The 15,411-nt window shown below is 70.4% G+C and carries 12 protein-coding genes and 1 pseudogene; 3 read left to right on the forward strand and 10 right to left on the reverse strand.

Annotated elements, in window-relative coordinates; genetic code table 11:
• Positions 1–159 precede the first annotated feature (159 nt).
• Positions 160–1,539, forward strand: coding sequence for an LCP family protein (locus SGFS_RS49395; protein ID WP_286259329.1), 1,380 nt, complete (start codon positions 160–162; stop codon positions 1,537–1,539).
• Positions 1,540–1,737: 198 nt separating this feature from the next.
• Here SGFS_RS49395 and SGFS_RS49400 read toward each other — a convergent pair whose 3' ends face one another.
• The 6 genes and pseudogenes from SGFS_RS49400 to SGFS_RS49425 all read right to left on the reverse strand — a co-directional run bounded on the left by SGFS_RS49400 (position 1,738) and on the right by SGFS_RS49425 (position 9,823).
• Positions 1,738–3,402, reverse strand: a complete 1,665-nt coding sequence (locus tag SGFS_RS49400; protein ID WP_286259331.1) for an MDR family MFS transporter — start codon at positions 3,400–3,402, stop codon at positions 1,738–1,740.
• 82 nt (positions 3,403–3,484) lie between these two features.
• On the reverse strand, positions 3,485–4,123 hold the full coding sequence (locus SGFS_RS49405; RefSeq protein ID WP_286259333.1) for a TetR family transcriptional regulator: 639 nt from the start codon (positions 4,121–4,123) through the stop codon (positions 3,485–3,487).
• A 123-nt stretch (positions 4,124–4,246) separates the two neighbouring features.
• Entirely contained in the window at positions 4,247–5,368 is a 1,122-nt protein-coding gene (locus SGFS_RS49410) for a Rieske 2Fe-2S domain-containing protein (protein WP_286259334.1), read from the reverse strand.
• An 82-nt stretch (positions 5,369–5,450) separates the two neighbouring features.
• Positions 5,451–5,634, reverse strand: a pseudogene (locus SGFS_RS49415) (polyphosphate kinase 2); the annotation flags it as partial.
• Positions 5,635–5,665: 31 nt separating this feature from the next.
• Positions 5,666–7,624: a PAS domain S-box protein gene (locus SGFS_RS49420; RefSeq protein ID WP_286259335.1), complete on the reverse strand. Its 1,959-nt coding sequence runs from the start codon at positions 7,622–7,624 to the stop codon at positions 5,666–5,668.
• Between the two features lie 228 nt (positions 7,625–7,852).
• Positions 7,853–9,823 (reverse strand): protein-arginine deiminase domain-containing protein, encoded by a 1,971-nt coding sequence (locus SGFS_RS49425; protein WP_286259336.1) that lies wholly within the window; start codon positions 9,821–9,823, stop codon positions 7,853–7,855.
• 286 nt (positions 9,824–10,109) lie between these two features.
• On the opposite strand from SGFS_RS49425, the gene SGFS_RS49430 reads away from it, so the two are divergent.
• Positions 10,110–10,769: a UdgX family uracil-DNA binding protein gene (locus tag SGFS_RS49430; RefSeq protein WP_286259338.1), complete on the forward strand. Its 660-nt coding sequence runs from the start codon at positions 10,110–10,112 to the stop codon at positions 10,767–10,769.
• Between the two features lie 12 nt (positions 10,770–10,781).
• Here SGFS_RS49430 and SGFS_RS49435 read toward each other — a convergent pair whose 3' ends face one another.
• Positions 10,782–11,576, reverse strand: coding sequence for an SAM-dependent methyltransferase (locus SGFS_RS49435; RefSeq protein ID WP_286259339.1), 795 nt, complete (start codon positions 11,574–11,576; stop codon positions 10,782–10,784).
• Positions 11,577–11,803: 227 nt separating this feature from the next.
• Between SGFS_RS49435 and SGFS_RS49440 the strand changes: the two genes are divergently transcribed.
• On the forward strand, positions 11,804–12,292 hold the full coding sequence (locus SGFS_RS49440) for a hypothetical protein (RefSeq protein WP_286259340.1): 489 nt from the start codon (positions 11,804–11,806) through the stop codon (positions 12,290–12,292).
• A gap of 120 nt (positions 12,293–12,412) precedes the next feature.
• Here SGFS_RS49440 and SGFS_RS49445 read toward each other — a convergent pair whose 3' ends face one another.
• From SGFS_RS49445 to SGFS_RS49455, 3 genes are read right to left on the reverse strand one after another with little or no spacing between them, the layout of a single operon-like run.
• Positions 12,413–13,066, reverse strand: coding sequence for a LutC/YkgG family protein (locus tag SGFS_RS49445; RefSeq protein ID WP_286259342.1), 654 nt, complete (start codon positions 13,064–13,066; stop codon positions 12,413–12,415).
• On the reverse strand, positions 13,063–14,550 hold the full coding sequence (locus tag SGFS_RS49450; RefSeq protein ID WP_286259343.1) for a LutB/LldF family L-lactate oxidation iron-sulfur protein: 1,488 nt from the start codon (positions 14,548–14,550) through the stop codon (positions 13,063–13,065). The genes SGFS_RS49445 and SGFS_RS49450 overlap by 4 nt, the downstream gene beginning before the upstream one ends.
• Entirely contained in the window at positions 14,547–15,302 is a 756-nt protein-coding gene (locus SGFS_RS49455; RefSeq protein WP_286259344.1) for a (Fe-S)-binding protein, read from the reverse strand. The genes SGFS_RS49450 and SGFS_RS49455 overlap by 4 nt, the downstream gene beginning before the upstream one ends.
• Positions 15,303–15,411 lie beyond the last annotated feature (109 nt).

A 15,411-nucleotide genomic window follows, 5' to 3' on the forward strand; every position in this document is an offset into this window, starting at 1 on the left:
GAAAGGGCTGGTGAGGGCCCGCGGCACCTGGCACTGAGCAGAACCCGCTACTCATCCGTATATCTACATAGATGTAGAGTCCAGTGGTCCGGTACGCACAGCTGCCGGACAGCACAAGCGACGGACCGGTCGGGTGCGGCCGAGGCGGGGGGAACGCCGATGAGCGGCAACGGAAGGCGGCGCGCCGGGGGCGGTTCGACGCGGCTGACGCGGCGGGGCAGGATAGTGGCGTGGGTCGCGGGGAGTTGCGCGGTGCTCGTCCTCGGCGTCGGAGGCGTGGGCGCCTGGGTGTACAACGACCTGGACGACAACATCACCTCCGCCGACGTCGACGGCAAGCTCGGCACGGACCGTCCCGTGAACCTCAGCCCCGGCTCGAAGAACATCCTCGTCGTGGGCTCGGACAGTCGCGACGGCGCCAACGCGAAGTACGGCAAGGACCTGACCACCATGCAGTCGGACACGCTGATGGTGATGCACATCCCGGCGAACCGGGAGTGGGCGACCGTGGTGTCGTTCCCGCGTGACTCGTGGGTCGAGATATCGGCGTGCGACAAGGGCGACGGCACGGCGTCCGGACTGCACCACGCGAAGATCAACGAGGCGTTCGCGATCGGCGGCGCCGGCGGTGAGGTCGCCGGGGCCGCCGCGTGCACGATCAGGACGGTCGAGGACAACACCGGCCTGCGCATAGACCACTTCATGTCCGTCGACTTCCAGGGCTTCAAGGGCATGGTCAACGCCCTGGACGGCATCGAGGTCTGCCCCGAGGAGGCGATCCACGACGAGAAGGCCCGCCTCGACCTGGAGGCCGGCTGCCAGACGGTCAAGGACGAGAAGGCCCTCGGCTATGTACGGACCCGCTACAGCGTCGGTGACGGCTCCGACATCGGACGCATCGGCCGCCAGCAGGAGTTCATGGAGGCCCTGGCGAAGAAGGCCCAGTCCAAACTCGCCGATCCGAGCGCGCTGTACGGCTTCATGCAGTCCGCCACCAAGTCCCTGACCACGGACGAGGACCTCGCCGGCATCGACCAGCTGTACGACCTCGCCTCCGAGGTCAAGGGCGTCCCGAGCGAACGGCTGACCTTCCTGACCGTCCCCAACTACCCGCGCGAGGCGGACGTACCCACAGACAGGGCCAACATCGTCTGGCAGTACCCGCAGGCCGCCGATCTGTTCACCTCCCTCTCCAAGGACCAGGAGGTCGACAAGAAGCAGCTGCAGGCGCGGGCCAAGAACGACCTGGTGTACGCGTCCGACGTGCGCGTCCAGGTCCTCAACGGCACCGGAGTCACAGGACGAGCCGCCGCCGTCGCCGAGAAGCTGCGCGAGGCCGGCTTCACCGTCACGAGCACCGGCAACGCGCCGCAGACCAGTGACGACACGACGGTCGCCTACCCGCAGGGCCTGGACAAGCAGGCGAAGGTGCTGGTCTCACGGCTTCCCGACACCAAGGCCGCGCAGACCGCGGACGCCGCCGCGGGCGTGGTGACCCTGGTCGTCGGGACGGACCTGGACCTCGACGACCTGCGGTGACCGCGGGGGCGACCGCTCCTGACCGTCGCCGAGTTTGCGCTCGCCGGGGCCCGGGACCCCGCTCCTGGGTCACGGGCCGAGGGTGAGGCGGGGCAGCCGCTCGGGTTCGCCACGTTCGAAATCCGCTTGGCCGACGACTCTCCCCGCCCGCCCCACCCCGTCACCCCTCCTCTTCCTCGCCCGGCTGCTCCCGGCGGCTCAGTTCCCGGTCAGCGCCGTTGCCTTGGCATCCTCCGGACCACTCTCCCCGGGCTCCCCGGGCTCCCCGGCCGCCGCGACAGAGTCGGTGCCGGGCTCGGTGTCGGTGTCGGTGTCGGTGTCCGGAGCGGGGCGGTGGTCGTCGGCGAGCTTCTTCTCCGGGAGGAGGAGGGCCAGGACCAGGCCGAGGGCGAACACCGGGAGCAGATAGCGGAACACGGGGGTCAGGGCGTGCTGGTAGGAGAGGATCACCGTGTCCTGGACCTTCTCCGGGAGGGAGTGGACCAGGGCGGGCGTGAGCGCGTCGGTGTTGCCGACCGTCCTCGCGGCATCGGCGGTGAGACGGTTCTCCAACTGGTCGGCCAGCCGGTGGGTGAACACCGCGCCGACGGCCGCGCTGCCGAGGGTGGCGCCGATCTCGCGGAAGAAGTTGTTGGCGGAGGTCGCGGTGCCCACGGCGGAGCGGGGGAAGTCGTTCTGCACGGCCAGCACCAGGGGCTGCATCGCCAGGCCGAGACCGGCGCCCAGCAGGAACACATAGACGCAGAGCACGACGAGCGAGGTCTCGGTGTCCAGCGTGGACATCAGCAGCGCGGCGACACCGACGACGACCGTGCCGGCGATCGGGAAGATCTTGTACCGGCCGGTGGTGCTGATCAGACGTCCGGACGGGATGGCCGTACCCATGATGCCGACGACCATGGGGATCAGCAGCAACCCGGACTCGGTGGCACTCACGCCGTACACCATCTGCAGATACGTCGGCAGATAGCCGATCATCGCGAACATGCCGATGCCGATGACGAGCAGACCGATCAGCGTGGCGATGTTGAAGATCCGGCTGTGGAACAGCCACGGCGGGATGAGCGGCTCCGCGGCACGGTTCTGGGAGACGAAGAAGAGCACCCAGGCCAGCACGCCGCCGCCGGCCAGGCCGAGGATGACCGGGTCGGACCAGCCGTAGTCGGTGCCGCCCCAGTCGGCCACCAGGACGGTGCAGGTCACGGCGGTCGCCATGAGGGCGAAGCCGAGGTAGTCGAGGGCGACGCCGGTCGCCCTGCGGGGCAGACGCAGGGCGAACGTACCGATCACGAGGGCCATGGCGCCGACGGGCAGGTTGATCCAGAAGGCCCAGCGCCAGCCGATGCCGTCGGTGAACCAGCCGCCGAGCAGCGGCCCGGCGACGGAGGAGAGGCCGAAGACGGCACCGATGGGGGCCATGTACTTGGCGCGCTGACGGGGCGGGACGAGATCGGCGATGATCGCCTGCGAGGTGATCATCAGTCCGCCGCCGCCCAGCCCCTGCACGGCCCGGCCGATGATGAGCCAGGTCATGTCCTGCGCGGCCCCGGCGATCACGGAACCGGCGAGGAAGACGGCGATACCGCCGAGGAACAGCGCCTTGCGGCCGAGGAGATCGCCGAGGCGGCCGTAGACGGGCATGGCGATGGTGGCCGCCAGGATGTACGCGGTGGTCACCCAGGCCAGATGGCTCACGCCGTGCAGCTCACCGACGATGGTCGGCAGCGCTGTGCTGACGATCGTCTGGTCCAGCGACGCGAGCAGCATCGCGGCCATGAGGGCCGAGAATATGAGGCCGAAATGGCGCGGAGCGCCGGAGGAGTTCTGCTCCTCCGCCTCCACGGCCGGGGTCGTGTCGCTCACACGGGGCTCCTGATGTCGAAGAGGGAGAAGAAGAGGGAGAAGTGGGGGAGATGTCGGGCGGAGCGTTGCCCGGGGTCCGGTGTCACGGGGTGAGGAGAGTGCGCAGGAGTTCCGCGGAGCGCTCGACGTACGGGACCGGGGAGTCCTCACCCCCACCCTCGCCCCCACCCTCGCCCTCGTGCGAGGACTCCTCGCCCACCCAGCGCTCCATGCCGGTGCGCACCGCCGTCAGGGCGAGCGCGGCGATCAGGGTCGGCACCTCGTCCTCGGCGCGCTGCCCGAGCCGCCCCGCGACCGCCTCGGCGATCGACCGCTGGAAACCGTCGAACCGGGCCAGCAGCCCGGCCAGCAGGGCGGGGTGACTGCGCGTCAGCGCGAAGACGGCGTGGGTCTCCGCGCGGTGCGGCGGATTCTCGGTCAGATTCCGTACGAGCAGCCGGGTCACGTCGGCGAGTACATCCCGGGGATGCGCGTCGCCCTTCGCGGTGAACTCGGCGGCCAGTGCCGGGGGCAGTTCGGTGGGGCCCGGCAGGACGGCTGCCTCTTTGCTCGGGAAGTAGTTGAAGAACGTGCGGGGCGAGACCCCGGCCTGCGCGCTGATCATGTCGACGGTGACCTTGTCGTAGCCGTGTTCCTGCGCCAGGCGCAGTGCGGCCGTATGGATCTCGCGCCGTGTCTCTCGGCGCCTGCGGTCGCGCAGACCCTCACCCGTGGAAGCCATGGGGAAATTCTTGCACACTCTGCAAAGTTTGCGAGCCGCGCAAGGAGTACGGAGAGCGCAAAAGGGGCGACGCGTCGAACCATGAGGCCGACGCGTCGCCCCTGCTGGGGCTGGGGCGAACCCTCAGTCGCGGGTGGCTGTGGCGGCGGAGAGGTCGCCCGGATGGGCGGGAAGGTCGCCCGGATGGGCGGGAAGGTCGCCCGGATGGGCGGGAAGGTCGCCCGGATGGGCGGGAAGGTCGGACGGATGGACGGGAAGGTCGGACGGATAGAACTGCGCGTACCAGCGGCGCAGCGCCTTGATGCCCTTCTCGTGCGGCAGCAGGACGGGACGCGCCTGATGGATCTTGTGGTCCCAGATCTCGACCTCCTCGCGCACCTCGTCCAGGGCCTCCATGCGGAAGACGAGCTTGGCCAGGGGCGTCAGAAACGGCAGCCGGGCCGGTTTGCGGATGTAGTACAGCATCCGCAGTTCGCTGGTGCGGTCGTCGACGGGAGTGCTGAGGGCGACGGCGGTCACCGACAGGACGGGGCCGTGGGTACGCACCACCATGACGCCGGGCCCGTACATGAACGCGTCGAAGGTGTTGTCGATCACCCAGCCGAGGACGCGGCGGGAGATCCGGCCGCGGGCCTCGGCGAACGGGCCGTCCGCCCGCCACTCCTGGACGGGCGGTTCGCTCTGGCCGTGGATGAAGTGGAAGTGGGACTCGTCGACGATGTTCTCGCGCATCTCCTGGATGTGGATCCGCGCCCGGCAGGTGTCGTCGATGGGTGCGGCGAAGTCCTTCGAGCCCGTCTCGGGGATCTCCGGCACCTCCCACGACGGCTCGCCCGGCCCGGCGTAGACGAAGACGAGCCCGCTGTGCTCGCGGACCGGGAACCCGCCGAGCGAGACCTTGGGGGTGCGGGCCGCGAACGGGGCCTCCACGCAGCGGCCGTCGGCACCGAAGCGCCAGCCGTGGAACGGGCACTCCACCGTGCCGTCCACGACCTTCCCGCCCGCGCCGAGATGGGCGCCGTAGTGCGGGCAGTGCGCGTCCCGTACGGCCGGCCGGCCGTCGGCACCGCGGAAGGCGATGAGCGCCCGCCCGAAGTAGTGCAGGCTGACGACCTTGCCCGGTCGCAGTTCACGGCTGCGGAGCACCGCGTACCAGCCGTACGGGACGGACGGCATCGGATACTCGTCGGCGCGGGGATCGCGAGGCAGGGCGGCGAGTTTGTCATGACTGCGACATAAAGGCATGCGTAGATGCTAGCGGCGGTTCCGCTTCTTGGAGCGCCCCGTGAGAGTTTCCACGAGGTCGCCCGCACCCGGGGCCGAGCGCTCAGAGGCCCGCCGCGTGGTAGGGGACGTAGGTCCGCGGATTGCGCGGCGGGCGCTGGTAGTCGGCTGACGGCGGACGCTCCGGCAGCCCCAGCACGGCTGGCGGGACCTCGTGGTACGGCACGGAGTCCAGCAGATGGGCGATCATGTTCGGGCCGGGCCCGGCGCTTGTCGTCGCTCTCCACCCCGGCATCCGCTCGAAGACGGGGCACCGCTTCAGCCCGCTCGCAACTTCAGCGTGAACCACGTCGTCTTGCCCTCGTCCGTCGGTCGTACGCCCCAGTTGTCGGCGAGGGTGCGGACGAGCAGCAGGCCGCGGCCCGACTCCTCGTCCTCGCCCGCCGAGCGGGGCTGGGGGAGGTGGGAGCTGTGGTCGCTGACCTCGATGGTCAGGTCGGTGGTGGTGCGGCACAGATGCACGACGATGGGGCCCTCGGCGTGCTGGACGGCGTTGGTGAGGGTCTCGGAGAGCAGCAGGAGCGCCTCGTCGGCCTTGTCGGCGCAGTCCCAGAGGGCCAGGGCCTTGTTGAGGAAGGCGCGCCCCTCGGGCACGGAGGACGGGACGGCGGGCAGGTCGGTGCTGATGGCGGCGGGCGGCGCGGCCGGCAGCCGGGCGAACAGCAGGGTGACGTCGTCGTTGTGGCTGTCGGGATCGGGCAGCAGACCGGCGAGCACATGGTCGGCGGCCGCTTCCAGACAGGGCGGGTCGGAGAAGAAGTCGTCCAGCACCGAAATCAGTTCGTCGACCCGCTCCTCGATGTCCCGGCCGGGGGTCTCGATGAGGCCGTCGGTGTAGAGAATGAGCGTGGCTCCGGGCGGGACGGCCGACGACGACTGCTCGTACAGGACGCCGCCGACGCCGAGCGGCGCGTTCACCGGCACGGGAAGGCTCCTGATCCCCTCGCCGGGGGCCGCGACCAGGGTCGGCAGATGGCCGGCGGAGCAGGCGGTCACGGTGCCGGTGTCGGGGGCGATGGTCAGATAGCAGCAGGTGACGAGCTGGTCGGGGACGTCGAGGTCGGCGACGCAGGTGTCGAGGGCCTGCATCAGCTGGCGGGGCTGCATACCGGTCTTGGCGAGCGCGTGGGCCGCCGAGCGCAACTGGCCCATGACGGCGGCGGCTTCGAGACCGCGGCCCATGACGTCGCCGATGAGGACACCGACCCGGCCGGCGCCCAGCGGGATCAGGTCGAACCAGTCGCCGCCCACGCCGGCGCCCTGGGTCGCGGGCCGGTAGCGGCTGGCGGTGGCGAGGCCCGGGATGGCGGGCGGGGTGCCCATGAGACTGCGCTGGAGGGTGAGCGCGATGTGCCGCTGCTGTCCCAGCAACGCGGTGAGCTCGGCCTCCGCGCGCTTGCGGTCGCTGATGTCCCGGACGATGGCGCAGGCGCCGACGACCTTGCCGTCGGTGTCCCGGGTCGGCCAGAGGGTGACGTCGACGTCGAGCAGCCCGCCGGTCCTCGTGACCCGCAGCGTCTCGAAGTGCTCGACCTTCTCGCCGTGGCGCAGCCGCTCCAGCAGCACGCTGATGTCGTCCTGGAGTTCGACGGGCGACAGCAGCGACACGTGCCGGCCTATGACCTCCTCGGCGGTGTAGCCGTAGAGCCGCTGGGCGGCGGCGTTCCAGTACGTGATGTACCCGTCGAGGGTCTTGGCGAGGATCGCGTCCTGCGACGACTCGACGAGCGCGGCGAGTTCGTTGATCCGGGCCTCGGCGGCCTTGCGGTCGCTGACGTCGCGGACGGCGGCGGAGACGAGCAGCCCGTCGGCGGTCTCCAGCGGGCTGAGACTGATCTCGACGGGGAACTCGGTGCCGTCCCCCCGTAGCCCGTGCAGTTCGAGCCCGGCGCCCATCGGCCGCACCTGGCGGTTGGCGGTGTAGCCGCCGCGGTGCCCGGTGTGATGGCCGCGGAAGCGGTGGGGGATCAGCAACTCGACGGGACGGCCGAGGAGTTCCTCGCGCCGGTAGCCGAACAGGGCCTCGGTCTGCGCGTTGACGAGCTTGATGGTCCCGGTGTCGTCGACGATGACCATGGCGTCCGGCGCCGCCTCCAGCAGCCCCCGGAACCGCTCCTCGGCCGACCCCGGCGCGCCGGCCCGTCCCGCGCCACCGCACGTGCACGTCTCCACCGTGCCCGCCGACGGCACCGACTCCACGGCAACTGTGTCACCCATGCCCACCCCTGCGCTGTCCGGACGGCTGCGACGATTCGGGGACATCCCAGTCCATTGCCGCCGCCACCGCTGGGCAATGTCGCTTACTGTCCGTTCCCCGGCCGAACTCCTTCGAAGTGCGGGTGGACATGCACGATGAGTGCCGCCCGGGGCGCGGTGGCCCCGGGCGCACGGTTCAGAGGCGCACCGTCCGGACGGCGGCGGTGCCGACGACGGCGGTGCCGTGGATCACTGCGCCGGGCCCTGCCACCAGGCCGCCGAAGCGTCGCGCAGGGCGTTGGTGCCGCAGTGCACCTCGCCCATGCCCAGGTGGTACGTGTACCAGTCGTCGATGTACGACACCTTCAGCCCGGCCCGTGTGTACGCGGCGGTGACGGCCTCGGTGAAGATGTCCTTGCCGCCGATGACGGGACCCCACTGGCGCGGGGCGAGGTAGCGGTCGCGGGCGAGCAGGATGCCGTTGACGGCGCCTGGGACATAGGCGCTGGTCATGATCGGGCGCTTCGGTGCGGGTGAGGGCGTCTTCCCGTCGGTCCCCTTCTCACCGTCCGTGAGCCACTGCTGCTGGCCGTACTTCCCGATCGTGTCGCCCAGGGGCGCACCGCCGCCCATCCGGCTCAGGCGCGGCATCGGGATGCCCTGGCTTTCGCCCACCGGCTCGGTGTCACGGGTGTACAGCGCGGGCACCCGGACGATCTCGTCGTCGGTGACGCCCGTCTCCCGCTTGAGGATCTCGAGGTTGGCCGCGATGCGCTTGGCCGCCATGGTGTTGTCGGCCACCAGGTACTTGGAGCCGAGCGCCTCGTCGATGGTCTCCTTCGGCGCCAGGAATTCCTCGCTGTCCGGGACCGAGAACATCCGCTTCTTGCCGTGCCCGTCACGCTGGGCGTCCTTCAGCAGCCGCAGCCCGGCCTCGGGGTCGGCGACACCGATCCGCCAGCCGCGCGGGGTGTCGGCGGGCAGGAACTGCACGAACTCGTCGACGTGACCGACGCTCAGCCAGGACGTGTCCAGCAGCAGCGGGTCCTGGAGGCCCTGGGACTTGAACAGGGTGCGTACCGACTTCGACGGCTTCTGCCCGGTGTCCTTGCGGTAGCCCTGGATGATCCGCCCGGCCGGGAACGAGCGGCCGCCGTGCGCGTAGGGCGGGATGGTCTCCATGTTGCCCATGGAGTTGAGCGTCCAGTCGTCCGGCTTGTACTTGAAGGCCTGGACGACACCGACGTTCTTGCCGCGCAGCTTCTCGAACAGCTCACGGCCCGCCTCGCGGTCCTTCTGGTCCGAGCGCAGCAGCACCCGCATCACATGGCTGCGCCCGTCCGGCCCGGTCATGCTCACATAGCCGGGCTCGACGAAGTCCTGCGCCCAGATGTCGCTGTACTTGTCGAAGGTGATGAGCGGCTTGGTGATGCCGGCACTCTTCACCTCCTTGTCCAGGTTCTTGACGAACTGCCGGAACGGGTCGTCGGCGGGCTGTTTGCCGGGCACCTTGGTGACCATCACCTGCTGGGCCTTCTGCAGCGGGTGATGGGTGAGCAGCGGGGCGACGCGCAGCGTGACCGTGTCCGACGTGGCCGTACTGCCGGACTTCACGGTCAGACGGATCACCGCACGGCCGTCCCACTTGGCGCTGTCCCGGATCACGTCGGTGGCCTCGACACCGAACTCCGCGCCCGCGCGCAACTCGCCTGCGGTCAGCCGCGTCCTGGCCGTGACGAGGACCCACTTCCCGGAGCGCTTGAGGAAGACCCGGGTGTGCTCGGCGCCCGTGGTGACCTTGACGCTGCCCGTGGCGCCGGCCGCAAGCTTCGGCAGCGGCACCGTGCGGACCCGGGCGAGGTCCGCGGCGTCGGCGGCGCCGTTGACCTTGGTGTCGGAGGCGTCGTTGCAGGCGGCCAGCTTGGCGTCGGACAGCGGCTTGCCCTTGGGGCCGGTGGACTTGCAGCGCTTGGTGTCGTCGTCGATGTTGGGCAGATAGACCGCTCCGCGCCCGACGGACCAGCTGTCCTCACCGGCCGTGTCGGTGCCGCCGGAGACGTCGACCTGTCCGTCCCGGTTCACATCCGCACGCAGATCGGCCGTCGCCGCGGGCGCGGCGACGGCGGGAGTGAGCGGGGTGGCCAGCACGGAACCGGCTGCGGCGAGCGCGAGGATCGCCGAACCGGCGGGGGTCGGACGTATACGCGTACGTGTGCGCACGGCGTCCCTTTCTCAGAGGGGGGTGTGTCACCGTGCAAGAGGGGAAGAGAGAGCTGTGCGTTCCCTGTGGCATCCGAGTTCGTTCCGGGGTCTGACGAGGCCTCACGGGATCGATCGAAAGGCGTGGTCACGGATCACCCCGCAGGGTGACGGAGAGGGCGACGCGGATGCGGTAGGGAACAGGTTTCCCCTTGTGGGACCATGAGTGAGGGGGCGTCAGCCGGGGGGCCCGGATGGCCGACCGTGGCGGGCGGTGCGGCGCGAGCCGAGTCACGATGACCGGGTGATGAGTCCCGCGAACGACGCCCGGGCCTACGACGCGTCACCGTACCTGCCGAGCCGTGGCGGCCTCGCCGCGTACCGGCGTGCGGCCGCCGACTGCCGGGGCTGCCCCCTCTATGAGAACGCGACCCAGACGGTCTTCGGCGAGGGCGCCGAGTCCGCGCGGCTCGTCCTCGTCGGGGAACAGCCCGGCGACCAGGAGGACAAGCAGGGCGAGCCCTTCGTCGGACCGGCCGGGCGGCTGCTGCGGCAGGCGGCGGAGGAGGCCGGGATCGACATGGACGCGGCGTATGTGACCAACGCGGTCAAGCACTTCAAGTTCGTCCGGCCCGGCGGCGGCAAACGCCGTATCCACAAGGCACCCGAGCTGCGTGAGGTCGCCGCCTGCCGCCCCTGGCTGCTCGCCGAACTCGACCTGGTGCGGCCCGAGATCGTGGTGGCCCTCGGCGCGACCGCGGGCAAGGCACTGCTGGGCAGCTCCTTCCGGGTGACCAAGGACCGCGGCGCCCTCCTCAGCCTGCCCGTTGAAGGGAAGGACGAGCAGCCGTACGTCGTGGCCACCCTGCACCCCTCCGCCGTACTGCGCGCCGACGACCGGGAGGGCGCGTACGCGGGTCTGGTCGCGGACCTGGAGGTGGCTGCCGAAGCTCTGGGCAGGAAGTAGGACGTCGAAGGCTCACGGCTTGCGGGCCACCGCCCCGAAACAGTCCACGTCCCACGGCTCGTCCGCACCGCCCCGCTCCGCCCGCCACCGGGCGACCGGGACCAGCCCCGGCTCCAGCAGCTCAAGGCCGTCGAAGAAACGGGCGAGCCCCTCGGGGGAGCGGTTGACGCGCGGATTGTCGCTCGCCTCGTTCCACTGCTCGACCATCGTGCGCATCGCCTCCGGCCGGTACACCTCGGTGCTGTCGCAGAGCACCAGATGGCTGCCCGAGGGGAGGGCGTCCAGCAGCCGGGCGACGATCCCGTACACGCTGTCGTCCGGCACATGGGCGGTGATCCCGAGCAGCATGAGCCCGACGGGACGGGTCAGGTCCAGTGTGCGGGCGGCGCCCTCGACGATGGTGTCCGGGTCGCGCAGATCGGCCGCGATGAAGTCGGTCGCGCCCTCGGGAGCACTGCTCAGCAGCGCCGAGGCGTGGGCCAGGACGATCGGGTCGTGATCGACGTAGACGATCCGCGCCTCGCGCGCGACACGCTGGGCCACCTCGTGCGTGTTGTCCAGCGTGGGCAGTCCGGTGCCTATGTCGAGGAACTGACGTAAGCCGGCCTCGGCCGCCAGGTCCGTGACCGTGCGGCGCAGGAACGCCCGTTGGGCGCGGGCGATGTCGACGATCTGGGGGTTCGCCGCGCGGATCGCGTCACCGACCTGCCGGTCGATCTCGTAGCAGTCCTTGCCGCCGAGCCAGTAGTTCCAGATCCGGGATGAGTGCGGCACGGAACTGTTGATCAACGGGCGGTCATGTGGCATGGAAACTCCCCGAGTTGATGGGTGCAGCGGCCACACAACCTAACAAGATCGCCGCGTACATGATCAGCGGATGGTTGTTCGGACCACCGCGCACCATCGAGATCCGGCCGCACGCCGGGATCTTCGTACGCCGGTCCTGGTCGAAGTGACGATTCCGCGAGGAACCGGACCGTACTGGTGCGGTCGCCCACCTACCGGGCGCGGACCGACACCGGTACATCTTCTTCATGGGGGACAACGGGGGAAGCCGCCCGTGGTGGTGGCGCAAGGGGAGGAGGCCGGACGAGGAAGAGGGCACGGAGGCCGGGTCGCGGCCCCGAAGCCTGATCGACCTCGTCCCGGAGAAGTACGAGCGGCTCTACACACAGCTCGGCGACGCGTTTCCCGAGCAGCTGCTCCGGCTCCAGGTGCTGTACAGCGCATCACAGCGCGCCTTCGAGGCGAGAACGAGAAGGGCGCTGAGACTCACGATCGGGTGTGTGCTGCGCACGGTGCTTCGGGACCCACGACTCACCGACTCACCGGCTGACAGACACGTCGGCGTACTCGCCCTGCCCGCCACCCCGGCCGACATCTGCGCGGCGAACGGATGCCCCGGCGACGGCACCGACTTCTGGGGCTTCTGGTGCGCGGTCGGCTTCGTCGCCGGCTTCAACGAACGCTGGGCGTACGGCCTGCTGGGCCGCGAGGCCACCGCGAGGAAGACCAAGCCCTAGCTGTGGCCTGTCGTTCGAGTCACGCCCGGGCCGCAGGGCCGCAGCCCGAAGTCGGCGTGATCCGAACGACTGGCCCCAGGGCCTTGTGATGGATCTCCGCGGCGGAGATCCACAAGTCCCCTAGTCCTCGCTCGCGGTCACCAGGACGACCTCCAGCGTCCGGGGCCCGTGCACCCCCTCCACCCGGTCCAACTCGATGTCACTCGTGGCGGACGGGCCGGAGATCCAGGTCAACGGGCGGGTCGGATCGAGCCGTTCTAGGGCCTGCGGGACGGACGAGACGACCTGCTCCGGGACCCGTACGACACAGATGTGGTGGTCCGGCACGAGCGTGATCCGGCGGCGCCCCTGGTCGGGGGAGCCGTCCAGCACGATCGTGCCGGTCTCGGCGATGGCGATCGCGCAGCCGGTGATCACACTGTCGACGCGGTCCAGCTCATGCGCCGTGCTCGCGGCACTGTCGTGGACCCGGGGCACCTCGGTCACGCCGAGCCACTCCTCGGGCAGCCCCGGTGGCACGAGCACCGACTCGGAGCCGTGCGCGGCGAGCATCCCGGCGATGACACCGGCCAGCCCGGCGGTGTCCGTGCGGTGCACGATCGCCCGGTAGTCCGCCAGGTTCTCGGCCAGCAGCTCCACCGTCTCCTCGACGCCCAGCCCGCCGTGCTCCCGCAGATACGAGCGCGGAACGGCCTGTTCGTACGGCGTGTCGTCCTGCTGTACGTCGGCGAGGGCGCGCCGCACCCGGCCCAGGATCAGCTCCCTGCTGCTCACTTGGACATCCCCTTTCCGCCGTTCGTCCGCTGCCACCAGTCGCGGAACGGCTCCGCCGGCACCGTCGGCAGATCCCGGGTCGCGCTCCACGCCCTGCCCGGGCCGGGCAGCGTGCGCGGATGGAGACGGCGGCTGCGGGACGCGAGCCGCTGCCCGGTGCGCAGCGCGCCGGGGTGGCTGAACGCCCAGCGGGCCGCGCGCATCGCCGCCCGCTCGGCGGCATGGCCCTTCGCGGGCTTCAGCACGACCTTGTTGCCCTTCTCCGTGACCGGGCCGCCCTGCACGACCCGCTCCCGCAGATGCACCAGCACCTCAGGGATGTCGATGGCCACCGGGCACACCTCGTAGCAGGCGCCGCACAGCGACGAGGCGTACGGCAGCGAGGCGTCGACCTCGCTCGCCGTGCCCCGGAGCTGAGGGCTGAGGATGGCGCCGATCGGGCCCGGATAGACCGAGCCGTACGCGTGGCCGCCCGCCCGCTCGTACACCGGGCAGACGTTGAGGCAGGCCGAGCAGCGGATGCAGCGCAGGGCCTGACGGCCGACCTCGTCGGCGAGCGTGTCGGTGCGGCCGTTGTCGATGAGGACCAGGTGGAAGACGCTCGGTCCGTCCGCGGTGGCGGAGTCCGTCGTGCCCGTCCAGGTCGAGGTGTACGGGTTCATGCGTTCGGCCGTGGAGGAGCGGGGGAGGGTCTGGAGGAAGACCTCCAGGTCCTGCCAGGTGGGCACGATCTTCTCGATGCCGACGACCGAGATGAGGGTCTCGGGGAGGGTGAGGCACATCCGGCCGTTGCCCTCGGACTCCACGACCACCAGCGTGCCCGTCTCGGCGACCATGAAGTTGGCGCCGGAGACGCCGACCTTGGCCCGCAGGAACTTCTCGCGGAGGTGCAGACGGGCGGCCTCGGCGAGTTCGGCGGGCGTGTCGGTCAGCCCCTCCGGGGCCGGGCGGCCCCACTCGCTCATCTCCCGCGCGAAGATGTCCCGGATCTCGCCCCGGTTGCGATGGATGGCCGGGACCAGGATGTGCGAGGGGCGGTCCTTGCCCAACTGCACGATCAGCTCGGCGAGATCGGTCTCGTAGGCGTGGATGCCCTCGGCCTCCAGCGCCTCGTTCAGCCCGATCTCCTGCGTGGCCATCGACTTGACCTTGACGACCTCCGTCTCACCGGTCGCCTTCACCAGATCGGCCACGATCCGGTTGGCCTCGTCGGCGTCGACGGCCCAGTGGACCGTGCCGCCCGCCGCCGTGACCGACTCCTCCAACTGCACCAGATACCGGTCCAGATGGCGCAGCGTGTGGTCCTTGATCAGCTTGCCCGCCTCGCGCAGCTCCGCCCAGTCGGACATCTCGGCCACGGCCTTGGCTCGCTTGCCACGGATGGTGTGGGTGGCGTGACGCAGATTCCCGCGCAGGGTGGCATTGTGCACGGCCTCGTGCGCGGCCTTGGGGAACGCCGGCATTCCCAGATACGTCCCGCTCATACCGTCGGCTCCTCTTCCGTGCTCGCCAGGATCTCGGCGATGTGCACCGGACGCATCCCGGTCCGCAGCCGGGCCATGGTGCCGCCGATGTGCATCAGGCAGGAGTTGTCGGCCGCGCACAGCACCTCGGCGCCCGTCGACTCGGCGTTGCGCACCTTGTCGGCGCCCATCGCCGCCGAGACATCTGCGTTCTTCAGCGCGAACGTGCCACCGAAGCCACAGCACTCGTCGGCCCCGGGCAGCTCCACCAGCTCCAGCCCCTTCACGGCCTGGAGCAGCCGCCGCGGCCGCTCGCCCAGCCCCAGGCCGCGCAGACCGTGACAGGTCGGGTGGTACGTCACCTTGTGCGGGTAGTACGCCCCGACGTCCGTCACCCCCAGCACATCCACCAGGAACTCGGTCAGCTCGTACGTCTTCGGCACGACCGGCGCCAGCGTCCGCGCCAGGGTGTCGCCCCGGCCCTCGGCCCGCGCCCGCTCACCCATCCTCGGGTACAGCTCGCGCACCATCGCCCCGCAGGAGCCGGACGGGGTCACGATCGCCTCGTACTCCCGGAAGACATCGGAGAACTTCCGGGCCAACGGCTCCGCCTCATGCCGGTAACCGGTGTTGTAGTGCGCCTGCCCGCAGCACGTCTGGCCCATCGGGAAGTCGACGTCGACGCCCAGCCTGGTCAGCAATTTCACCACGGCGCGGCCGGTTTCCGGATAGAGCGTGTCGTTGACACAGGTCAGGAACAGGGCGACACGCATCGCAGCTCCTTGGGGTCGGTCATCGGATGAGTGCAGGGTACGACAGGCGTACGCGCACAGGGAGAGAGGCCTGCCGTAGAGGCACAGACGTGTGGGGGTGGGGCCCCGC

The organism is Streptomyces graminofaciens (assembly GCF_030294945.1).
GTDB lineage: Bacteria > Actinomycetota > Actinomycetes > Streptomycetales > Streptomycetaceae > Streptomyces > Streptomyces graminofaciens.